The sequence below is a fragment of the Pedobacter sp. Leaf194 genome, assembly GCF_001423945.1.
In the GTDB taxonomy this organism is placed as follows: domain Bacteria; phylum Bacteroidota; class Bacteroidia; order Sphingobacteriales; family Sphingobacteriaceae; genus Pedobacter.
On the sequence record NZ_LMPU01000001.1, the window covers coordinates 1,104,613 to 1,127,607 of the forward strand.

Sequence of the window (22,995 nt, forward strand, 5' to 3'; positions counted from 1 at the left end):
AATGAAAAAAATATATATACTGTTTTTTATGTCGGCCCTGATTTTAATCAGCCCTTCATGCAAAAAATTTATTACAGAAGATCCTCAGACTGCACTGACAGAGGAAAATGTATTTAAAAGTCTGGATAACATTGAACCCCTGGTACTCGGTCTTTACACCAGTTGGCGAAACACTAAAAAAGATAGGGGAGGATTCATTTTTACCCTGGGCACGGATGAGGCCCAGCAAGGCGCTTACCAGGTAAGAACAGATGAAAGGCAAGCCAGCCTCGACCGCTACAGCGCGTTCCTTACCGCCAGCAACACTGCCCTGGCAGAACAATGGAACAGCAGATGGCCAGTAATCTCTGCCGCCGCAAAAGTAATCTATGCCATCGGGCTCAGCCAGGATGCTGATGCAAATCGCAAGAACCGGATTTTAGGAGAAGCGAGTTTTATCCGTGCAGCGTTGAATTTTGAAATGAGTCAGTACTGGGGAGAGATTCCGTTAATCGATCAGTCGAAATTCGCTGAATATGGTACAAAAAGACAGCCCCTTAACCTGGTTTATTCCAGTATCGTCGCTGACCTTGAAAATGCCGCGAAATTTCTTCCCCTGACCCAATCAGATAAAAGAAGGGCGACCAGTGGAGCAGCACTTGCCCTTTTAGGGAAAGTTTACTTATACGCGCCAGTCGCCTCCGGACAACGTGATTTTACCAAAGCAAGGGATACCTTTAAGAAACTAATTGATGCCGGTACCTATAGTCTTGTATCCAATTATGCAGATTTATGGAATCCTGCTAAGCCCAATACCACAGAATCGATTTTTGAATTTCAATTTAACAATGTTTATCCTGATAATAACCAGACCCAATGGCAAATGGGTTCCCGGTCGTTGGCAGAAATCGATCAGTATGCCTTCTTCGGAGGTTATGATTTAATGGTCCCGACCAAATATTGCTATGGTAAAACAGCCGAAGGCGGAATTTGGGAGGACGGTGATGTACGCAAGTCTGAAAGTATTCGTTACGATTTCACCTATAAAGGGAAAGTTCCTGTACTTAATCCCGCCTTTGGCGGTGACGAACTCGATCCACACGTAAAAAAATATGAAGATCCGCGCACCGAAGGAACGTTAAGCTTCTGGCTGTCAGGAAAAAATATATTTTACCTGCGTTATGCAGATATTCTGCTTTGTTATGCAGAAACGCTGAATGAAACAGGTGCGACAGCTCAGGCCGTTGACCTGGTAAATTCCACCGTCCGTTTAAGGGCATGGAACGGAAATCTTCCGGCAGATAAAAAATGGAATAGTGCCTGGAGTCAACAACAATTCCGTGATAACATGCTTGATGAACGTATGCGGGAACTTTGCTTCGAAGGCTGGAGAAGAATGGATCTTATTCGTTCGGGTAAACTCGTTGATTTAGTGAAAGCAAGAAATAAATGGGCACGTGAAACCGGATCCATCCAGGCTTTCCATAACCGCTATCCAATTCCGTTGCAGGAAATCAAGCAAAATGATGACATCTCTGAAACAGACCAGAATCCGGGGTACCTCAATCAGTAAGAGTATGCCCAAAGGAACAACCTCTAAAATCTGGGGACACCTGGAAGGTAAGCCGCTACACTTGATTCGCCTGACCAATTCAGGCGGGTCTTATGTGGAGTTGAGCGATTTCGGTGCCAGGATTGTGTCCATTGTTGTTCCCGACAAGATGGGGAAGTTGGGGAATGTTGTGCTGGGATTTCCTGATGTAAAAGGATATATTTCAGATCAATGCTATCTGGGGGCGACTATAGGCCCTTTTGCCAACCGGATTAGCCAGGCCTGTTTTAGTGTTGATTCAAAGATGTATGTCCTGGAGCGCAACGACGGTCCAAACCTAAACCATTCAGGTTCCAGAGGCATGCACAGCGCCATCTTTGGTTTTATCCTTGAACCCGGTTCAGTTCATTTCACCCTTAAACTCACCAGCTTAATTGATGGCTTTCCGGGTAATCGCAGTTTAACAATTTCTTACCATTGGTCTGAAGATAACCAGATGACAATAAATTATAAAGCAACCAGCGATAAGCTGACCCCATTGAACCTGTCTAATCACGTTTATTTTAACCTAACTGGTCAGGCGGGTTCAGTATTTGAGCACCGCCTGAGCATCGCTTCTCAGGAGGTCATAGCGATGGGCTATGATCATCTGCCGACCGGAGAAGTATTCCGAAACCAAGACCTTCAATTTAACCGGGATTTATTAAAATCGAAACCAGGAGACGATAGTCAGGGCCTTAAGGGATTTAACCGGTATTATAAATTTTCCAATAACCATACCGTAGATAAAACTGCAGCTATACTTGAAGATTTAAATTCTGGACGTAAGCTCCATGTCTTCACAGATTATCCAGGAATGCTGCTGTATAGCGGTGATTACCTGCAAAGTGATTATAACGGACACCAGGGGCGGCCTTACAGGCCTTTTGGTGGACTTGCCTTGGAATGTCATTATTTGCCCGATAACCTGAACCAGGCCGCTTTCGTCCCTTCAGTATTTGGCCCTGAAAAACCATATGAAAATAACATAAAATTCAAATTTACAAACCAAGCTTAAACGATGATAGCAACTGAACTTTTATATTTAAGCATTATACTGAAAATAAAGACTTTATCTTTCAGATTAAGGCCACTCACTAACTTCGATTATCGTACTTAGGCTTGAAGTTTAGTTTGACACGGAAATAATTAACTTATCGTATGCAGCGAGACGCTGTTACACTTTTATAATACACTTATGAACCAACAGAATGAACATTCTAACCATCTTTACATTATCGGTATATCCTTCATTTCTGCTATGGGGGGATACTTGTTTGGATTTGACTTCGCCGTTATTTCAGGCGCATTGCCCTTTTTAAGGAATAGCTTCCAACTGGATGCCTGGTGGGAAGGCTTTCTTACCGGTTCGCTTGCCCTTGGCTGTATCATCGGCTGCCTTATTGCCGGAAGGATCGCTGAGCGACTTGGAAGACGCCCCGGCCTCATGGCAGCTGCGGTTATATTCGCCGTGTCTTCCCTTGCTATTGCCTTCTGTAATAACCTGAGTCAGTTTGTAACCCTCCGGTTTATCGCCGGCATAGGTGTCGGGATGGCTTCGATGTTATGTCCAATGTACATCGCTGAGATTTCTCCGGCCAAAGTACGTGGAAGGAATGTAGCAATTAATCAGCTTACAGTCGTTATCGGTATACTCATCACAAACCTGGTGAACTATTTCCTGGCTGACAGTGGCCCCGATGCCTGGCGATGGATGTTTGGGCTGGGAGTTATTCCATCAATGATTTTTCTTTTAGGTGTACTATGGCTGCCCGAAAGTCCCAGGTGGCTTATAAAAGAAGGAAAGACTGAAAAAGCGCGCAAAGTGCTGGAAAAGCTTGGTTCCGGTAGCTTTGCTGACACCACAATCCAAAGCATTACAAAGACACTTGTAAAAGGACAGAAAGCATCTTACAAAGCCGTTTTTGAAAAAAGTGTACGTCCGGCTGTTATAATCGGAATCACCCTGGCCGTATTCCAACAGTTGTGTGGTATAAATGTAGTTTTTAATTATACATCAACGATATTTGAAGCCGTTGGGGCAGATTTGAACAGACAACTCTTCGAAACTGTGGCCATTGGCGTTGTAAATTTATTTTTTACCCTGCTCGCCATGTGGCAAGTTGACCGTTTAGGCCGTAAGCCGCTCATGCTCATTGGCTCCCTTGGGCTTTCGGTAGGATATATCGTGCTGGCATTTCTTTTACAGAACCACTTTCCGGCCGGACTGGTTTCGGTATTTGTATTACTTGCAATTGGTTTGTATGCAATTTCCCTCGCGCCGGTGACCTGGGTTCTTATTTCCGAAATATTCCCTAATCACATTCGCACAACAGCATCCTCAGTCGCGATTATTTCACTTTGGGCAGCCTATTTTATATTGGTTTTTACCTTTCCGATTCTTGCACAAAAGCTGGGCACATTCGGGCCTTTTTACCTTTACGGGGTAATATGCTTTCTGGGATTTCTATTTATAAAGTTTCGCGTAAAGGAGACAAAAGGACAGACACTTGAAGAATTGGAAGAAAATTTAATTAGACACTAAAATCATGGACGAAAAACAGGTAAGCGTATGGGAACAGGCCGTGACCATCCCGACCTACGAGGTAGGAAAACCAAATAAAAACCCCATGTTTTTTGAAAACAGGGTATATCAGGGAAGCAGTGGGGTAGTATACCCGCATGCGATAATTGAAAAGATCAGTGATGATAAGCAGGACAAAACCTATAAAGGCCTGTTTTTAGAAAATCAATACATCAAAATAATGGTACTGCCTGAACTGGGAGGCAGAATTCAGATGGCATATGACAAAATAAAGCAACGTCATTTCATATATTATAACCATGTGATAAAACCGGCTCTGGTTGGACTTACCGGCCCCTGGATATCAGGCGGAATAGAGTTCAACTGGCCTCAACACCATAGACCTAGTACATTTGACCCTGTGGACTATGCCATAGAAGAACATGCAGACGGAAGCAAAACGATATGGGTAAATGAGGTTGAACAAATGTTCCATACCAAGGGCATGGCCGGTTTTACACTCTACCCTGATAAAGCCTATATTGAGATCTCTGCCAAGTTACTTAACAGAAGCGAACTCCCTCAAACATTTCTCTGGTGGGCAAATCCGGCAGTTAAGGTCAATGATTACTATCAGTCTGTGTTTCCCCCAGATGTGAATGCAGTTTTCGACCACGGGAAAAGAGATGTATCTTCCTTTCCAATTGCAAAAGGTACCTATTATAAGGTTGATTATGCTCCCGGAACAGATATTTCCATGTATAAAAATATTCCCGTACCCACCTCTTACATGGCAATAAATTCTCAGTACGACTTTGTTGGTGGATATGAGCATGACACCCAGGCCGGCATGCTTCATGTGGCAAACCATCATGTCTCGCCAGGCAAAAAACAGTGGACCTGGGGCAACGGCGATTTTGGGCAGGCGTGGGACCGCAATCTAACAGATGAAGACGGGCCTTATATCGAGCTTATGACGGGGATGTTTACAGACAACCAACCCGACTTTACCTGGTTGATGCCGAATGAGGAAAAATCCTTTAAACAATATTTCCTTCCCTATCGAGAGTTGGGTGTTTTGCAGAACGCTTCCAAGGATGTTCTTTTATCCCTTGCAAATGAATCCGATGGAATACTTTTGAAAATACAGGTAACTTCTTTACAAAAATCTCTGCAAATCAATCTTTTTTGTGATGATCAACCAATTTTTTCCGAGCAAACGAACATCGACATTGAAGCAGGTTACAGCAAATTCATTCCATTAAAGTCCCGGAAAGTCGGTCAATGCCTACGGGTTGAAATTCTTGACGAGAACAACCGGGCATTACTACGCTACAATGAGCAAGACAATAAAAATCGTAGTCTTCCCGAAGCAGCAAAGGCTGCCCCTGAACCCCAGGAAGTATCCAGTGTGGAAATGCTTTTTCTTCATGGGCAACATCTTGAACAATATCGCCACGCGACTTATAAGCCGGTAGATTATTATCAGGAAGCACTCAGAAGAGAGCCAGGGGATATCCGCTCAAATAATGCACTTGGACTTTGGTATCTTCGCCGCGGTCAGTTCTCCCTGAGCCAGGGCTTCTTTGAGAAAGCGATAGAAACCTCCATTCTCCGGAACCCAAATCCCTATGACAGCGAACCTTATTATAATCTGGGGCTTACCTTGAGATTCCAGAGTCAGGATGATCTCGCCTATACCGCATTTTATAAAGCCACATGGAGCAAAGCGATGTGCGATAATGCCTTTTTTGCGCTTGCGAGGATTGACTTAACCAACCATGATTACAGCAAAGCTTTGGATCACCTGAGCCGGTCTCTAGATAACAATGCCAATAATAGTAAAGCGTATGTTCTGCGTTCAGCCGCTATGCGTAAGTCTTTAGGATTCGATAAAGCCTATCAGGTCTGTGAGCACGCAAGGGATAGGGACAAGTTTAATCTTGGCGCTATATATGAACAGATGGTCATATCAGCTTATCTTTCCAAAAATGAAGATTACAATAAACATTTCAATGAATTACTCAGCTTATCCCGGGGGTCTATACAGAATATCATTGAATATGCAATAGACTATGCCTGGGCCGGCTTGTACGATGAAGCTATTGATATGCTCTTACTTTTTATTGAGCAAGACGATTCAAATCCTATGGCAAAGTATCACCTGGGATACTTCTATAATAAAAAAGCCAATTACTCGGAGTCAATAAAATGGTTCGGGCTTGCGTCCGCTGCAGATTCATACCGCTGTTTTCCAAACCGCCTGGAAGAAATTCTGGTTCTTAATGAGGCAATAAAAGCTAACCCAACAGATGCAATGGCACCTTATTATCTGGGGAACTTATTTTATGATAAAAGGCAGTATCAATTGGCCATTGATAACTGGGAATTATCCCTAAAGATAAACAACAGCTTTCCTACAGTCTATCGTAACCTGGGAATTGCATATTTCAATAAGCATTCAAACTTTGACCAGGCACTTGAATATTTCGTATCTGCCTTCAGAATCGATCCCACAGATGACAGGTTATGTATGGAACTCCATCAGTTATATAAGCGATTGAACTATGCCCCGAAATTTAGGCTGGAGTTTCTTAGGGCGAATTTCAACCATGTCATAGAGCGGGATGACTTGTACCTTGAATTGATAACTTTACTCAACCTTTCAGAAGACTTTAGCGATGCCCTGGATATGATTGGCAGAAGAAGATTTCACCCCTGGGAAGGAGGAGAAGGAAAAGTATCCGGTCAGTATGTTTTCAGCTGCATAGAACTGGCTAAAATTGCAATCAGGGAAGGCGATATACCGCGGGCAGAAAATTTATTAACCCAGGCCCGGAAATATCCCCAAAACCTGGGAGAAGGTAAGCTTTTCGGTACCAGGGAAAATGATATATTTTACTGGCTGGGTCTTGCTATGGAACTCAAAGGCGATATAAATTCGGCAAATAAGTATTTCCTAGAGGCCAGTGAGGGAAATTCAGAACCTGGAGCTGCGATTTTTTATAATGACCAACAGCCGGATAAAATATTTTATCAAGGGCTTGCTCAGCTTAAACTTGGTGCCCGCGAGTCAGCTCTGGCCATATTCAATAACTTGATAGACTATGGACGTGAACACCTCAATGATGAAGTTAAAATTGATTACTTTGCCGTGTCGCTGCCTGATATGATGATATTTGATGATGACCTTCAACGCAGGCATAAAATTCACTGTAATTTTGTTTCCGGCCTGGGATACCTAGGTCTCGGTGATAAAGTGAAAGCAAAAATTGCCTTTAATGATGTTTTGTCCGCAGACAGCTCCCACCTGGCCGCATCTTTACATTTAAGGCTCGCTGAAGAAAAATCTTTATTACAAGTAAACCCATTACCAGTTCAAACAAATGAGAATTAGTCACCATATCCGCCTGACGGCATCGCTCCTAATTATATTAATGATAAGCGGGCTTAAAGTAAGCTTCGCGCAATCAATCATTCCCCTTGAAACCAAAAACAATGCTATGGTTTTGCAGATTGGTGATGATAAAGTACTACGTACGATTTATAACGGACCTAAACTGCGTAATGCAAAAGAGTACGCTATTGTTCAGGGCGTACAGCGGCCAGATACAGATTACACAGGGCAGCTTTCTTCTGCTTACACACCTTCAGGATCCCGAAATCTTTTTGAGCCAGCCATCAGTCTGACTCATTCAGACGGTAATCCTTCTCTGGAACTCAAATACATTAGTCACACCGTGGAGAAAGTAGACGCTGATGTAAGTTTGATAAAGATCAATCTAAAAGATCCCAAATATACCCTTGAACTTACTCTTTTTTATAAAGTCTATGTAAAGCATGATGTTGTGGAGCAATGGACAAAAATAGTAAACGGGGAAGCAGGGGATGTGGTCCTGCATAAATACGCGTCGGCCAATCTGTACCTTGAAGGTAATGCATTTTTTCTCAACCAGTTTCATGGCGACTGGGCCAAAGAGATGCAGTCAGAAGAAACCAAAATAACCCATGGAATAAAAACCTTGGACTCCAAGCTTGGGACGCGTGCAAATCTGTTTCAGCCTCCGATTTTTATGGTTTCAATAGATAAACCAGCGGGAGAAGATGAGGGTACGGTTCTTTTTGGTGGATTAGAATGGAGTGGAAATTTTCGCACAGATTTGGAACTTGATAATCAGGACAATTTGAAAATCATTTCCGGAATCAACAATTACGCATCTGATTATACCCTTTCTAAGGGGAAAGAATTTACCACACCAAAATTTCTTTTTACCCTCTCCACTAAAGGTAAAGGGCAGGCAAGCAGGAACCTGCATGATTGGGCAAGGAATTACAAGCTCTTAGATGGTCACGGGAATAGGCTCACCTTATTAAACAATTGGGAATCTACTTATTTTGATTTCAATGAGCAAAAGCTGAACGGACTGATTAAAAATACCAAAGCACTTGGTGTAGATCTTTTTCTGCTTGACGATGGTTGGTTTGCAAATAAATACCCCCGAAACGGTGATGTAGCAGGTCTGGGGGACTGGGAAGAAAATAAGGAAAAATTACCTAACGGAATTTCCTCTTTAGTAAAAACTGCCAAAGAAAACCAGGTCAAATTTGGCATATGGATTGAGCCGGAAATGGTTAACCCCAAAAGCCGCCTATATGAACAACATCCGGATTGGGTGATTAAGCAGCCCAAAAGAGAAGAATATTATTTTCGTAATCAATTAGTACTGGATTTGACAAATGCCAAGGTTCAGGATTTTGTTTTCGGCGTTGTAGATAGTCTATTTATTAAAAATCCAGGTCTGGCCTATATAAAATGGGATTGCAATGCAGTTATATACAACGCGTTTTCACAAACTCTGGCTGACCAATCTCATTTCTATGTAGACTACGTTCAGGGACTTTACAATGTACTTGAGAGAATCCGGAAAAAATATCCGACCGTTCCAATGATGCTATGCTCTGGCGGAGGAGGTAGGGTCGATTATGCAGCCCTTCAGTATTTTACCGAGTATTGGCCTAGTGATAATACCGATCCCCTGGAAAGAATTTTTATGCAGTGGCAGTATTCATATTTCTATCCGGCATTGGCCAGTGCAAACCACGTCACCGACTGGGGCAAGCAACCTCTGAAATTCCGCACAGATGTAGCCATGATGGGCAAACTTGGCTTTGATATCGTTGTCGCCGGATTGAACGAAAAAGACCTTGCATTTGCCAAACAAGCAGTAATTAATTACAATAGAGTAAAAGATATTATCTTCAACGGTGACCAATATCGCCTGGCGAATCCACTTGAGGGAAGCGTCGCTTCAATGGCCTACATAAGCAAGGATGGGGAGAAGGGCGTGATTTTCAATTACCTAGTAAATAACCGTTATGGTAGCCGGAGTCGGGCATCCATACCGATTAAAGGGCTTGACCCGACAGCAAAATATGTAATAAATGAAACCAATATTTATCCCGGAACAATCTCCAAAATTGTTTCCTCAAGGGAATATTCTGGTGACTTCCTTATGAAAGTAGGGTTCAATCCAGATTTAGACCAATCCAGAACCAGCGTGATAGTGGAAATAAGAAGAATAAATTAAGGAAGCTATTCGAAGATTAGAACTGAAATAGATATTGAAATCAAAACTTTAAGGAAATCTGCTTTTCTGTAAATATGACTAAAGAAGTTAAAAAAAAGCAACTGGAGGTTTGTGCCTTCAATGTCCAATCTTGCGTAATTGCCCAGCGCGTTGGTGCAGCCAGAGTAGAGCTTTGCGATAATCCTGTAGAAGGTGGAACAACCCCATCCGCAGGTACTATTGAGCAGGTACGCTCAATGATCGATATCCAGCTTTATCCTATCATAAGACCACGTTCAGGCAATTATTTCTACAATAAAGAAGAATATGAAATCATTAGAAGAGATATTCTTTTTTGCAAGAGTTTGGGCTGCGGCGGTATATCAGTTGGCACTCAGAAAATTTCAGCTGAGATTGATAAGGAATGGCTCAAAAGAATAGTAGACTGGGCTTATCCTATGAAAGTAACCTGCAATCGTGCTTTTGATGGAACACCAGACTTGTTCGCCGCACTCGAAGATTTGATTGATTGCGGCTGTGAGCGTGTGCTCACCTCTGGTGGGCAGATAGGCGCACCACAGGGTGGACTAATCCTAAAACGTTTAGTCGAGCAGGCTGATGATCGAATCATAGTTATGCCTGGAGCAGGCATCAACTCAGGAAATCTCGAAGCATTGATAGCGCAGTGTGCTGCAAACCAATACCATGCCTCGGCAAGACTAATCTCGCCGAACCCGCTACAATATGTTAACGATAAGATCACCGATTATGGAAACCTCTATGTTTCATCAGAAAAGGAACTTAATAAAATGATTCAAATTCTCGAACAGCACTAGCACTTCCTCAACTGGAGATCAACAAACCCGAAAAGTGCTTCTTTGTATTTTGCTGTATCTCGTGCAGGGTAATAAGGCGATTTGCTTCTAAGAACTCTTAATCTTTAGCACTATAATTGTCAAGCTGAAGATTCGTGAAAAAAATATGGGCATGTCGTTCTTATTTCAGAAGAGCATTCTAGTGACCAAATTATCTGAATGTTAATTAAGCATTTATTAGAGCTGCTGTAAGCTGAGTCTTAAATTGAATTAATCCATTGCCGCCTAACGGTATATTTTATAAACTCCCGCCTCCTGTAAGGGTCCAAGAATACAAAAGCTTTCCTCATCTTGTCCTTTCTTAAAAAGCTGGCGAGACGTCCAAGTACCACATTGCAGTCTTCTGCAACTACAAATACATTATCAGGTTTTTTGATCTTGACAGAGGTTTCAAGCCGTTGCTTCTTCATCTCGTCCTTCTCTAGGAATAGTAGATATCGAAGCTTCCAGGCGAGCTGATATCAACGATTTTTTGCGTGGCACCTTCAATCACTTTAAAATCATCTTCGTTTCCGATCTTGATCTCCCCGCTACCTGCAAAAGCGTCGAAATAGGTAATGTGAAACGCATATTTATTCATGATTGTCAGGTAGGCAGATACGTACTTTTCCAATATCTAAATTTTCGTTTCGGTCCAGGAACCGCCAAATTCGTTTTCCATGATGAGTGCGCAAGGGTTTGGATAAATTGTGCCTACAATATAATCAGAATAGTCCATTATATTTTTCATCCAAAAAGGAAGCTATTGCGATGCTTAGCAGTATAAGGTAAACAAATCTTGAAGCGTTTCTTCAACGTCGAAGGTTAAGTAAGTTAAAGCTATGCACCTCTAAGGCTTGAAAAAAGCTATTCGTTTGATGGATTGAACAATAACCCACTTTTATCATCTTTTGTTCGTTATTTATTTGACTAAAATCTTTGAATACTATGGAATCCGCATATCTATATATCCGTGTAAGCAGAGATGAGCAAAAGCGAAAAGGCTATTCGTTGCCTGAGCAAGAGGACCAATTGTTAAAATACTGTTCTCATAATAATATAGAGATTAAAGGAGTATTTAGTGAGGATTATTCGGCTAAGAACTTCAATCGACCCGAGTGGAAAAAATTAATTATTGAACTCAAGAAAAGTTCCAAGAACGAAAAAAATAATATCCTGTTCATTAAGTGGGATCGTTTTAGCCGAAACATCGAATATGCTTATGAAATGATCGGTTTGCTGCGGAAATACAATACTGATGCAATGGCTATTGATCAGCCAATTGATTTTTCTGTTCCCGAAAGTACAGTGATGCTTGCTGTTTACCTTTCCATTCCTGAAGCTGAAAATACCAGAAGAGCATTGAACACTATAAATGGACTGCGGAGGGCAAAACAGTTGGGACGCTATCCGAATCGAGCACCAATAGGATATATTAACCTCACAGCGCTGGATGGCCGGAAGTATATTTCGCCTAAACAGCCTGAAGCAGGAATATTGACCTGGGTATATCAGTTGTTGTCTACCAATTCCTATAGCCTTGAGGAAGTTAGAATGATGGCTTCGGCAAAAGGACTAAGGTGCTCCCGATCTTACTTTTGGAGAATGTTGCAAAATCCTGTTTATTGCGGACTAATAAGATTATCCTCTATTCTTGATAACACTCAGCTCGTCCAGGGAATTCATGAGCCTATTGTATCTGAACATCTTTTCTATCAGGTTCAAAATGTCATTCTTACCAAAAGAAGGGTGCTTTGTAAGACAGATGAACTCAAGAAGGTTTTCTTCTTGAAGGGATATTTAATATGTCCTGTCTGTAAAAGCAAACTACGCGGTAGTTTTTCTAAAGGCTATAATAAGAAATATGGGTATTATCATTGTTCAGGTAAATGCAAAATAAGAGTAAGAACGGATGCGTTAAATGATAGTTATGTCAAAGAGTTGCAAAAAATTAGGCTTTCGACGTACGCAACGGAATTATTTGCACTCGTGTTAGACGATTTCAATATTGGAACGAAGAAGATAGAGTATTTAACAGAACGAAAAAAGCTAACTAAGCAGATTGATGAACAGAATCAACTGCTTGGTAAAACCAGAAAGCTATTTGTGTCCGATGTGCTAAAGTTTGATGATTTTAGCTCAATAAAAAATGAAGTCATAGCTGTTTTAGAAGATCTTAATAAGGAATTAAGTGTTGTGGATACTAAGCTTTTATGTCTAGCTCAACAGATTAAATTCGCGGATAGATCATCTGTGGATATATTTAGAAGTTTTGACAAGCTGGATTTAAGCGATAAAAAACACTTACTGAGTTTTTTTTCCCGGTAAGAGAAATTGATGTAGCAAATGGTAAAGTATTACTGTCCACTTGTAAAGCCCTCTTTAAGATTTTAAACAAAAAGAAAAATATTAAAATTACCGATATCGATTACATACTTCCTCATAGCTCCAATTTTGCGGATCATAAAGTGACTTCACACCTTGCTATTCGTGTTTTAGCTAAGCAAGAAATTCATGTTGATGAAAAAGAAGCTGCCATGATACTAAATTTGATGTACATTGTTGCTAAAACCTATAGCGGTTCAGCTGAATCTAAAAATCAGCATTTTCTTAAGGAAACGTCGAACTGGAAAAAAGCCTCTCAGTTGCATTAATATTTGATTTTCAATCTGAAAGCCAAAATAATCCAAGAAAATCTCTTAATTATCGAACTGCTTTAAGTGAGGTTCTAATGATTTGGTTAACAAATTCTTATGGTCATAAAAAAAGGAAACAACTGGTATAGGTTGTTTCCTTAAGTAGCCTTACTGGACAAATTTCGAACTTTTTCTTGTCTGATTTGCAGGAAATAGCGAAAGTTGCAAATCATTTTAAGATATAGAGGTAGGTTACTGGACAATTTTCGAACTCAAAATGAAGCCATTTGATATGTTCCATGAGAGACACTTAAAACGAAAAAGTTTTTCCGAGTATCATTTCGTTTTCTTTCTTTTCAGAGTGCATTTTCCAATGTGTTTCCGCAACCTCTCTTGATGAAATAGCAGGCATTCCTTGAGGGAAATGTTTTAATAATTCTTGATCGGGTTCGTTGGTATTATATACCAACCCACCAATTGATACAATCCCTGCAAAAATATTTTCGGATAACAAATCGTTGTTCAGCACACGGATATAATTTAACAAAGCACCAGCAGCAATTCCGAAACTTGCTGTCAGAGAAGTTGGTTTTTGTGCAGACGAAGCAGTTGTAAATAACAAACTTCCCTCTTTTTTAGATAGCATATCAGGCAGCACCGCTTGAACCACAGTAATTGCGCTTAACAATTGAAAATCTAAATGGAATGCTGCATTTTCAACATCAATATTTCTTGGCGTACGCATGGTTTCCATTGAAGGAGTTGGGCTAAACTCAATAACATCAATAGAACCAAAGTGTTTTTTTACAGCAGACAAAGCAGCTTTTAAAGAATTTCTATCCAAAACATCAGCATAAAACGAAGCAACCGAAATTTCTTGTGCTTCAAGCTGTTTAACCAAATCATCTAATTTTTCTTTACTTCTTGCCAAAAGAGCTACGTTATAGCCTTCTTTCCCAAAACGTTGTGCCACAGCAAATCCAACACCTGGACCAGCACCAATTATTACAATAGTTTTTCCCATTTACTTACTTTTTATTTTTAGTATCCCAAAAATATCTAAATTGCTTACAAAATGTAAGTAGTTACCCGAATGTAACTAGTTACCTTTAAGTAATTAACCTTATGATTGAGATAACAAAACAACTAAAGGAATCTGTCGAGCTATTTCCTAATCTTACGGAATGTAAATCCTCATTAGGCCCAATACAAGATGCATTATATGTATTAGGTGGAAAATGGAGGATTCCAATTTTGGTTGCAATGCTTGAAGGCAACAAGCATTTTGGTGAGATTCAAAGGACAATGAGTAAAATTTCTGCAAAAGTGCTTTCACACGAATTAAGAGAATTAGAATTAAACGGTTTTATAACCCGACGCGTTTATGACACGAAACCTATTGGCATCGAATACGAACTAACAGAATATACAAATTCGCTTGGTGCGGTAATTGTGGCATTGAGAGAGTGGGGACTATTACATCGTGAAAAAGTGAAGACGGAATGGAATTGAAAAAAAACTAATGCAAATACCTAAACCGTTATGCGCCACCAATTGACGGCCCGCAACTTGGTCTTATAAGTTTATAGCTTTACAGTTTTTGGGTAATCCCTTTACTGTCAATGAAAGAAGATGGGATCGCAAGATTTGATTATTCCGAATAACTTAAAGAGAAATTGGGGTACAGGTTGCCTACCGGAATTTTTCCAGTGAAGAAGTAGACGTCCTCCATTCCCGTTGCGGTAAATCGGAAGCAGTAAATCTTCATTCCAGGTCTCTTTTCCACCACAAAGCGCCAAATCGATGAGTAGCTTAATACTCAGCCATATTTCCGGCCAGATAGCTGCCACGCTTTTTCCTGCCGCGGGATGTTTGCCATTCATACCCAGACTTGGCCGGTAAGCATCATTACAAAAACAAATGTGTTCAACGCCAAAGAATAAAAACATTGGAAACTTTGAATTGAAACTGATACTTAAGGTCGTCTTCAAACTCTGCGCCAGGAAGCAGGCGCTTCCAAACTGGTCGATTGCCAATCGTATTGCTTGGTTATCACAGCCATTTCGCCATCGCCATTTAAAAATGATATGCTTTGATTCGACTGTATTTGACATTAGGTTTATGAGATATGAGACGAGTAATAATGGAAAAATAGAACTAATTGCGGTATTTAATGATTAAATTAAAATGATTTTCTAATGCTAAGATATCTAATACAATTATTACACTTCGGACTTGCACGATGAAACTATCCGCGACGACCATGAATGTCTTTCATCCCAGTTTCTTTCAGTTTTTTTTGAAATCATTACGACATCAAATTAAGGATTTACAAATGAAGCCTTTGGCTGGATCGAAAAATTCATTATCTGGTATCCAGATAATCCATTTCTAAATAAGCATTTAACAGGAAGTGATCCGAATTGAAGTGCATTGCCAGATATAGAAAAATATGTCTATAATTGGTCTCAATTTATTTGTAAATTGACTTTCAAACAAAGCTTTGGCACTAAAACCCCTTTTTAATGAACAAGAACTGCTGGCGAAGATAGCTAAGGGGGATGAGCATGCATTTACGGAACTTTTTGAAGGGTACTATGGTGCATTGGGTGAGTTTGTATATAAAATTACTGAATCCAAGGCCATAACTCAGGAGATTGTTCAGGATGCCTTTATCAAAATATGGATAAAAAGGGAAACACTGGTAGATATCAAAAGTTTCAGCAATTACCTGTTTATAATTTGCAGAAACCAAACATATAACCAGCTAAGGAAAATTGCTGTCGAACGTAATTTTAATTTGCCAATTGAGCAGCATTTTAACGAGGTTTTTGACATGCAAGAAGAGATTACACAGGTTGACCATTACCGGGCATTAATTGATAATTCTATCGATAAACTTCCGGAACAGGCTAAAAAAGTTTATCTTCTTAGTCGCCACGAAAGGCTAAAGCACGAAGAAATTGCTAAAAAATTAAATATTTCTCCCGAAACAGAAGTTATCTGGGCAATGGATAGGTTAAGGCCTAACGTAGTTACCACATTTACAAATTTCGCTATGCCTTATACCCACCGCGATTATACCGAAGGGAACAGGTTGGGTGCTGTATTGAATTTAGTGGAGTCTTTTGAAAACCGGGATGGTTCAAATCGGGCCATTGCGACAACCAATACGGATGGTAGTTACGTGTTTTATAATTCAGTACAAGTTCCTTTTAATGCGAAGGATGCGAGGTTATACGGAACGGTAATATGGCCAAGTGCACCTTACAGGGGTGTACCTGTGGTATTACAGGCTGGTCAGGTTAACCGGTCCGGAAACAGCTATGTATTGAGAACCTCGGCTGTAAATGCATTAGATGCTACAGGCCAGGTAATAACTGCCACAAACGGACCTGTTTCCAATTCAAATGATTACGTTAATAAGACTGGTTTTCTGGTTAGGAAATTTCTTGATGAAAGTGTAAACGCAGGTTTAAATCCTGGTTTTAGCGAAATGTGGTGGCCAAGATTCAGAATTGCTGAAGCTTATCTGATTGCTGCAGAGGCGGCTTTAGAAATGGGCGACAAAACCAATGCGGTTAAGTACATCAATGTGGTGCGTGATAGAGGTGCTATACAACCATTGACAACAGCTAACATTACATTTGATAACATCGTTAATGAATATCGGGTTGAGTTTGCCTTTGAAGATCATCGCTTTTGGGATTTGAAACGCTGGAGATTGGCACATACCATATGGAATGGTGTTCCTGGCGGTGCAACCTCCCAGATTTTCGCACTTTTCCCATATAAAGTAGTGGCAGCAAATGATATGAATAACGGAAAGTGGGTTTTCGTTAAACAACCTTCCTATAAAATGGCCAATACACCGCGATTTTTTCCACTAATGGATTATTATGGATCAATAGAGCCATCCTGGATTACCAATAATCCAAAACTAGTAAGAAACCCACTTCAATAAAATAATTTAAGCGACATGAAAAATAATATTTTGATTTCAGCGATAAGCATTTTTTCCATTGCAATAATTGGCCTTTTCGGGTGCAGCAAAGAACTTGATAATAAAAAATACCCGAGCTCTAAAATCTCTGGCCGCTTTGTTTATAACGGACAGCAATTACAGCTAATGGGTACATCTTCTGATGGGAATGGATCCAATACTTTACAACTTCATCAAACCGGACCCGGCACATGGGATCCGGGCTTTATCAAAATGTTCTCACGTGAAGACGGAACATTTACCATTAATGCATATGATGGGGATTATTATCTAAATATAACACCTGGAAGAGGACCATGGGTCTCGAGTACGGATACCATCAGGTTCAATCTACAAGGAGAGAAGTCTGACCTGGTATTTAACGTTCGTCCCTACTATTGGCTATCAGAATATAGCAATACCTACACAGATTCTGTGTTAACTGCCAATTTTAAAATGGATAAGGTCGTAAGCACGGCTAATCTGGAGAAACTTGTGATATACTTGGGCACAACGTCGATTCTGGACATTACTTCCAGAGTAGTTGAGCGGTCTTTCACTAATATTGCGCCAGGTACCGTTAAGTTGACACTTGATTTAAAAACACTTTCCAAAACGGAAAAGGATAATTTAAAGACAACAGGCTTTTTATTCGCAAGAGTTGGGGTTAAAACACAGGGTGTAAGCGATTTGCTTTACACGAAAACAGTGCAGCTTTCCCCGCAGAAAAATTAATTTTTGCCTATTAGCTGCAATCAACTAACAATCATATCAACATTACATTATGAATAAAAAACACTATTGCATTTTACTATTTTTTTTAGCCGTCACTAACGTTGCCTTTAGTCAGTCTTATAAACCGACCAAACTGGGAATTATGGCAGAGTTGCCAACGATGAATGTTGAACTACAGTATTTTTCGCCGCAAATTGTGAGGATTTTAAAGTATCCCAAAGGAACGAACTTTAGGAACGAAAGCCTTTCAGTAATTAAAACGCCACAAAAAACGCCGCTGAAAGTTAATCGCTCAAATGATGTGGCTATTGTTAAAAGCAATGCAGTTGAGGTTAGACTGGATTTAAAAACAGGTAAGGTCAGCTTTTTCTCTCCAGATGGAAAACCCCTTTTAACTGAAAAAGAAAATTCAGCTGCCTTTACACCGGTAAAGGACAATGTTGAAGGTAATTTTGCGATGAAACAAGTTTACAGCTTAGACGAAAAGGAAGTGATTTACGGCCTGGGACAACAACCAAACGGAAAGCTTAACCAACGTGGGCAGAAGATTTTTTTAAAAAATGAAAATACCCGCGTTGCGATTCCATTTATTCAATCTGTTAAGGGTTATGGTTTGTTTTGGGATAACCCATCCTTATCCACGTTTGAAGATGGCCCGACGGGCACTTCCTTTGAATCGCAGGTTGGAAAAGGCATAAATTATTATTTTCTTGCCGGCGGAGGGAGTGATGGCGTAGTAACGCTTATGCGCGATCTGACTGGGCAGGCGCCGATGATGCCGCTCTGGGTGTATGGCTTTAGTCAATCACGTGAACGATATAAAACACAATTTGAAATTGTTGACGTGGTCAGAAAATACCGTGATCTAAAAATTCCGCTCGACGGAATTGTTCAGGACTGGCAATATTGGGGAGCAGATAGCAACTGGAATGCGATGAGTTTTGCGCCAAAAATTTATCCAAGGCCTCAGGCGATGGTAGATACCATCCATAATTTAAATGCCCACTTATTTATTGTGGCATGGCCAGGTTTTGCACCAAAAACACCTCAATATCAGGAATTCAAGCGCAAGGATATGCTTATTAATTTTGATACCTGGCCTCCGGGCGCAAATACACGTCCTTATGATGTATACAATCCGGAAGCGAGAAATATCTACTGGAGCTATTTGAATAAGGGTATTTTTTCTTTAGGCATAGATGCCTGGTGGCTGGATTCTACCGAACCCGATCACATCAATTTGAAAGAACAGGATTTCGACCAGCCGACACATCTGGGAACCTTCAGAAGTGTTCATAATGCGTTTCCATTATCCCATACTAAAGGTGTATACGAAAATCAGCGTAAAACAAGTGAAGAAAAGCGGGTCGTTCTTTTAACCCGTTCGGCCTTTGCTGGTCAACAACGCTATTCGGCCAATACCTGGAGCGGAGATATAGGTTCAGATTGGCCTACTTTTGTCAAACAAATCCCTAATGCAATCAATTTTTCACTTAGTGGGCTACCTTATTGGAATGCCGATATAGGTGGTTTTTTTGCCGGAGCATATGTGAAAAATGGAGGCGTTAAAAATCCGGAATTTCAGGAATTATACACGCGCTGGATGCAGTTCGCTACCTTTACGCCAATGATGCGTTCTCATGGAACAGATCTTCCAAGGGAAATTTATCAATTTGGAAACCGGGGAGATAAAATTTTCGATGTACAGGAGAAATTCATCAAGCTGCGTTACAGCCTATTGCCTTATACTTATTCAACAGCCTGGAATGTAACTAAAAATTCAGGGTCTATCATCAGGCCGTTATATGCTGTAGCTCCGACTGATGCACAAGGTTTAGAGAACACAATAGAATACCTGTATGGAGATGCATTTCTAGTGGCACCCGTAACTGAAAAAGGTGCTACAAAAAAACAGGTCTATCTTCCGGCAGGAATTGACTGGGTAGATTTCTGGACCGGTGAGCAAAAGAAAGGTGGACAAACAGTAGAGAAATCGGCTCCAATTGACATCATACCTTTGTATGTCAGGGCAGGTTCAATTGTTCCATGGGGACCAGACGTACAATATGCCACAGAAAAGAAATGGGATAACCTCGAAATAAGAATTTATCCTGGTGCAAATGGTATGTTCAAATTGTATGAAGATGAATTTGACAATTATAATTACGAAAAGGGCGCATATACAGAAATCACTTTTCGTTGGAACGACAAAACTAAAGTTCTTTCCATAGATGACAGAAAAGGGAAATTCAAAAATATGTTAATGAGCCGTAAGTTTAATATGGTTATTGTTAACGGTAAATCTGTTATGGATACATCAGGCAGTAGCGCTGAAAGAAAGTCAATTACTTACACTGGTAAAAGAACTTCTTTGACATTTTAAATCCAAAAATTTTAGTTTTAGTAAGAATTAACCCCACTTTATTATATTAATATTGTGGGGGTATTCTTTAAATTCAGGATACATAATCATAAAATATAAAATGTTTAAAATTACTAGTTTAGCGTTCCTGTTAATAGTCGCAACAAGCAGTTTTGCTCAAAAAAAGCAACCAGAATTGAAATATGATGGCTACTTATTTGCTTATTTTGAGGGGTCGGGTAAAGGAGATTTACAGGAACAACTCCGGTTTGCCACGAGTAGCGACGGTTTAAACTGGTCTGCACTCAATAAAAACCAGCCGGTTCTTAAAGCGGATGAAATATCACTATCTGGTGGTATACGTGATCCACATATTCTGAGAACGGAAAAAAATGATGCGTTTTTGATCACAGCCACAGATATGAATACGGTGAAAAATGGCTGGGGACAAAACAATGGAATTGTTATGCTCAGGTCGAGCGATTTAATACATTGGTCTCACAGTGCTATTGATTTAACTAAGCAATACCCGAAATTTTTCGCGAATGTACAATGGGTATGGGCGCCTCAAACCATTTATGATCCCGTGGTTAAAAAATACATGGTCTATTTCACGGTTAAGTTTAAAAACGACAACAAACTTGATTTTTATGCTGCATATGCAAACAAGGATTTTAACGGATTTGAAAGCCAGCCAAAATTAATATTTAGTCCTAAATTCGGTGGCATAGACGGAGACATCGTTTTTAAAAACGGTACTTATCATTTTTTCTTTAAAGGAAATACAAAGGTTGATGGTAAAGAAGTGAAAAACGGCATTCAGCAAGCTACTTCGAAATCATTAAAAGGGCCCTGGATCGAAGATTTTAAATATTTAGATGTTTACTCAGATAAAAATATCGCTGTAGAAGGATCGAGCGTTTTCAAATTAAATAATTCGGATGATTATGTCTTAATGTACGATTTATATACCAAAGGTAAATATGAATACCAGACCAGCACAGATTTATTCAATTTCACCAAAGTTTCCAAATCATTCACAAAAAACTTTAATCCACGGCATGGAAGTGTGATTGGCATAACCAAATCAGAAGCAAGGAGATTAAATGACGAATGGGAGTGTGTTCCTGCGGCTTTATTGCAGCCAACAGAACTTTCAGACAGGTATGTGTTTAAGAGTACGGGTAACCCCATTATTAAGCACCATTTCACCGCTGACCCGGCTGCATTAGTTGAGAACGATAAACTTTGGTTATTTACCGGGCATGATTTTGAGGGCGACCAGAAGGGTTACAAAATGAAAGATTGGTTGGTGTTTTCAAGTACGGACATGACAACCTGGACAGAATATCCCGTTCCTTTAAAACTATCTGATTTTTCATGGGCGAAAGGTGGGGATGCCTACGCCGCACAGGTTATAAAAAGAAATAATAAATATTATTTTTACGTAAGCACAAATGCTTACGGTATTGGTGTAGCCGTATCTGATAAGCCTGAGGGGCCTTATAAAGATGCTTTAGGAAAACCTTTATTGACAAATAAAGATTGTTTTGATTCTAAAAATTATTGGGCATGTATAGACCCATCAGTTTATATTGACGGAGATGGTCAGGCATGGATTTTCTGGGGAAATAGTGAATGTTATTTTGCTAAGTTAAAGGAGAATATGACAGAGATCGACGGCGAGGTTAAACGGATTAACTTTGAAGGATTTGACTTCACAGAAGCACCATGGCTGCACAAGAAAGACAATTTATACTACCTTTCTTATGCAACAGGTTTCCCTGAAAAAACAGCTTACGCAACCAGCAAAAACATTTCCGGGCCGTGGAAATATCGGGGCATATTGAATGAAATAGCAGGTAATTCCGATACCAATCACCAGTCTATTGTTGAATTCAAAAATCAATGGTATTTTATTTACCATAATGGTTCTATCCAGCCCAATGGAAGCGGTCATAGCAGGTCGGTATGTATTGATAAGTTATTTCACAACCAGGATGGTACAATAAAACGCATTTCAATGACAAGTGAGGGACTTATGCAGTAGACTTCTGATTTAATTATTTGTAAATCAGCTTTCTTAGTCCAGGTGTTTAGTATTGGTACCTATGATGTAGGGAAGAAAATTGAAAAATCAGGATGGGTGATCTAGTTCCATCCTGATTTCTCTTTGGAATATGCCTTTGGCCAAAACAATCAGTCAATGTGATTTCTGGGACTATTCTTTAAAAAAAGCCGTGTTTCTGTCAGAAAAAAAGGAAAACAATCATACTGAACATTTTGCAGGAGCCTTTCTTAATATTTCACCAACACTTCTGATATATGTTTTTCCTTTCAAAGGATGATTAGCTAATTTAAATAAAGATCTTATTGCACAGGGTTATGGAGGGCTATGTAAATGGGATACTTAATAAAACTGCGTTCCATAAAATGATGCACCGCGAATTGTCTTTAACCCAGAGGCCCGAAATGTATGATAAAATTAAGGATGCGATGAGTCAAAACATGCAGCTTATTGATCGCATTATTACCGATGGGATAGAAGATGGCACCTTTAACAAGGTAGATGTACGGATGGTAATCGCTACCATTATGGGCACCATAACCAATATTGTTATTTCGCCCCACAAGGTTATATCGTGCTCTAATTTCGACCTGAACAATCCGAAAGATAAAAAAATTATTAAAGACAGGGTGGTTTCGCACTTACAAGATCTAACAACAGTTTATTTAACAACAAAAAGATGATACCAGTATCCCTA

The 22,995-nt window shown here is 40.1% G+C and carries 17 protein-coding genes; 14 read left to right on the top strand and 3 right to left on the bottom strand.

Annotation, left to right across the window (positions count from 1 at the left end):
- Position 1: 1 nt before the first annotated feature.
- From ASG14_RS05005 to ASG14_RS05030, 6 genes are all read left to right on the top strand, one after another.
- The gene (locus ASG14_RS05005) at positions 2–1,552 is read left to right on the top strand and encodes a RagB/SusD family nutrient uptake outer membrane protein (RefSeq protein ID WP_056869898.1); all 1,551 of its coding nucleotides are present in this window, start codon (positions 2–4) and stop codon (positions 1,550–1,552) included.
- A gap of 4 nt (positions 1,553–1,556) precedes the next feature.
- Positions 1,557–2,588 (top strand): aldose epimerase family protein, encoded by a 1,032-nt coding sequence (locus tag ASG14_RS05010; protein WP_162238710.1) that lies wholly within the window; start codon positions 1,557–1,559, stop codon positions 2,586–2,588.
- 180 nt (positions 2,589–2,768) lie between these two features.
- Positions 2,769–4,115 (top strand): sugar porter family MFS transporter, encoded by a 1,347-nt coding sequence (locus ASG14_RS05015; protein ID WP_056869900.1) that lies wholly within the window; start codon positions 2,769–2,771, stop codon positions 4,113–4,115.
- Between the two features lie 4 nt (positions 4,116–4,119).
- Complete coding sequence (locus ASG14_RS05020) at positions 4,120–7,491, top strand: DUF5107 domain-containing protein (RefSeq protein ID WP_056869901.1); 3,372 nt, start codon at positions 4,120–4,122, stop codon at positions 7,489–7,491.
- On the top strand, positions 7,481–9,682 hold the full coding sequence (locus tag ASG14_RS05025) for an alpha-galactosidase (protein ID WP_056869902.1): 2,202 nt from the start codon (positions 7,481–7,483) through the stop codon (positions 9,680–9,682). Before ASG14_RS05020 ends, ASG14_RS05025 begins: the two co-directional genes overlap by 11 nt.
- 74 nt (positions 9,683–9,756) lie before the next feature.
- Complete coding sequence (locus ASG14_RS05030; RefSeq protein WP_056869903.1) at positions 9,757–10,497, top strand: copper homeostasis protein CutC; 741 nt, start codon at positions 9,757–9,759, stop codon at positions 10,495–10,497.
- Positions 10,498–10,957: 460 nt separating this feature from the next.
- Here ASG14_RS05030 and ASG14_RS20200 read toward each other — a convergent pair whose 3' ends face one another.
- Positions 10,958–11,149 (bottom strand): hypothetical protein, encoded by a 192-nt coding sequence (locus tag ASG14_RS20200; protein ID WP_157274839.1) that lies wholly within the window; start codon positions 11,147–11,149, stop codon positions 10,958–10,960.
- Positions 11,150–11,463: 314 nt separating this feature from the next.
- Between ASG14_RS20200 and ASG14_RS05040 the strand changes: the two genes are divergently transcribed.
- Both ASG14_RS05040 and ASG14_RS05045 read left to right on the top strand, forming a co-directional pair.
- Positions 11,464–12,843 (top strand): recombinase family protein, encoded by a 1,380-nt coding sequence (locus ASG14_RS05040; RefSeq protein WP_157274840.1) that lies wholly within the window; start codon positions 11,464–11,466, stop codon positions 12,841–12,843.
- Positions 12,844–12,983: 140 nt separating this feature from the next.
- Positions 12,984–13,169 (top strand): hypothetical protein, encoded by a 186-nt coding sequence (locus ASG14_RS05045; protein WP_200940313.1) that lies wholly within the window; start codon positions 12,984–12,986, stop codon positions 13,167–13,169.
- A 292-nt stretch (positions 13,170–13,461) separates the two neighbouring features.
- On the opposite strand, the gene ASG14_RS05050 is transcribed toward ASG14_RS05045, so the two are convergent.
- Positions 13,462–14,175 (bottom strand): SDR family oxidoreductase, encoded by a 714-nt coding sequence (locus ASG14_RS05050; RefSeq protein ID WP_056869905.1) that lies wholly within the window; start codon positions 14,173–14,175, stop codon positions 13,462–13,464.
- Between the two features lie 101 nt (positions 14,176–14,276).
- Between ASG14_RS05050 and ASG14_RS05055 the strand changes: the two genes are divergently transcribed.
- A complete protein-coding gene (locus tag ASG14_RS05055; RefSeq protein ID WP_056869906.1) occupies positions 14,277–14,663 on the top strand; it encodes a helix-turn-helix domain-containing protein in 387 nt (128 codons plus the stop codon).
- Between the two features lie 107 nt (positions 14,664–14,770).
- Here ASG14_RS05055 and ASG14_RS05060 read toward each other — a convergent pair whose 3' ends face one another.
- Positions 14,771–15,265: a hypothetical protein gene (locus ASG14_RS05060; protein WP_056869907.1), complete on the bottom strand. Its 495-nt coding sequence runs from the start codon at positions 15,263–15,265 to the stop codon at positions 14,771–14,773.
- Between the two features lie 389 nt (positions 15,266–15,654).
- Here ASG14_RS05060 and ASG14_RS05065 point away from each other — a divergent pair, with 389 nt between their 5' ends.
- From ASG14_RS05065 to ASG14_RS05085, 5 genes are all read left to right on the top strand, one after another.
- Positions 15,655–17,115: a sigma-70 family RNA polymerase sigma factor gene (locus ASG14_RS05065; RefSeq protein WP_056869908.1), complete on the top strand. Its 1,461-nt coding sequence runs from the start codon at positions 15,655–15,657 to the stop codon at positions 17,113–17,115.
- Between the two features lie 15 nt (positions 17,116–17,130).
- The gene (locus tag ASG14_RS05070; RefSeq protein ID WP_056869909.1) at positions 17,131–17,868 is read left to right on the top strand and encodes a DUF3823 domain-containing protein; all 738 of its coding nucleotides are present in this window, start codon (positions 17,131–17,133) and stop codon (positions 17,866–17,868) included.
- A 49-nt stretch (positions 17,869–17,917) separates the two neighbouring features.
- On the top strand, positions 17,918–20,251 hold the full coding sequence (locus ASG14_RS05075; protein WP_056869910.1) for a TIM-barrel domain-containing protein: 2,334 nt from the start codon (positions 17,918–17,920) through the stop codon (positions 20,249–20,251).
- Between the two features lie 100 nt (positions 20,252–20,351).
- Positions 20,352–22,280, top strand: a complete 1,929-nt coding sequence (locus ASG14_RS05080) for a family 43 glycosylhydrolase (RefSeq protein WP_056869911.1) — start codon at positions 20,352–20,354, stop codon at positions 22,278–22,280.
- Positions 22,281–22,615: 335 nt separating this feature from the next.
- Positions 22,616–22,981, top strand: a complete 366-nt coding sequence (locus ASG14_RS05085) for a TetR/AcrR family transcriptional regulator C-terminal domain-containing protein (RefSeq protein WP_056869912.1) — start codon at positions 22,616–22,618, stop codon at positions 22,979–22,981.
- Positions 22,982–22,995 lie beyond the last annotated feature (14 nt).

Coding starts and splice junctions, on each gene's coding strand:
- ASG14_RS05005 (WP_056869898.1), top strand. CDS start 2: ATGAAAAAAATATATATACTGTTTTTTATGTCGGCCCTGATTTTAATC.
- ASG14_RS05010 (WP_162238710.1), top strand. CDS start 1,557: ATGCCCAAAGGAACAACCTCTAAAATCTGGGGACACCTGGAAGGTAAG.
- ASG14_RS05015 (WP_056869900.1), top strand. CDS start 2,769: ATGAACCAACAGAATGAACATTCTAACCATCTTTACATTATCGGTATA.
- ASG14_RS05020 (WP_056869901.1), top strand. CDS start 4,120: ATGGACGAAAAACAGGTAAGCGTATGGGAACAGGCCGTGACCATCCCG.
- ASG14_RS05025 (WP_056869902.1), top strand. CDS start 7,481: ATGAGAATTAGTCACCATATCCGCCTGACGGCATCGCTCCTAATTATA.
- ASG14_RS05030 (WP_056869903.1), top strand. CDS start 9,757: ATGACTAAAGAAGTTAAAAAAAAGCAACTGGAGGTTTGTGCCTTCAAT.
- ASG14_RS05040 (WP_157274840.1), top strand. CDS start 11,464: ATGGAATCCGCATATCTATATATCCGTGTAAGCAGAGATGAGCAAAAG.
- ASG14_RS05050 (WP_056869905.1), bottom strand. CDS start 14,175: ATGGGAAAAACTATTGTAATAATTGGTGCTGGTCCAGGTGTTGGATTT.
- ASG14_RS05055 (WP_056869906.1), top strand. CDS start 14,277: ATGATTGAGATAACAAAACAACTAAAGGAATCTGTCGAGCTATTTCCT.
- ASG14_RS05060 (WP_056869907.1), bottom strand. CDS start 15,265: ATGTCAAATACAGTCGAATCAAAGCATATCATTTTTAAATGGCGATGG.
- ASG14_RS05070 (WP_056869909.1), top strand. CDS start 17,131: ATGAAAAATAATATTTTGATTTCAGCGATAAGCATTTTTTCCATTGCA.
- ASG14_RS05075 (WP_056869910.1), top strand. CDS start 17,918: ATGAATAAAAAACACTATTGCATTTTACTATTTTTTTTAGCCGTCACT.
- ASG14_RS05080 (WP_056869911.1), top strand. CDS start 20,352: ATGTTTAAAATTACTAGTTTAGCGTTCCTGTTAATAGTCGCAACAAGC.
- ASG14_RS05085 (WP_056869912.1), top strand. CDS start 22,616: ATGGAGGGCTATGTAAATGGGATACTTAATAAAACTGCGTTCCATAAA.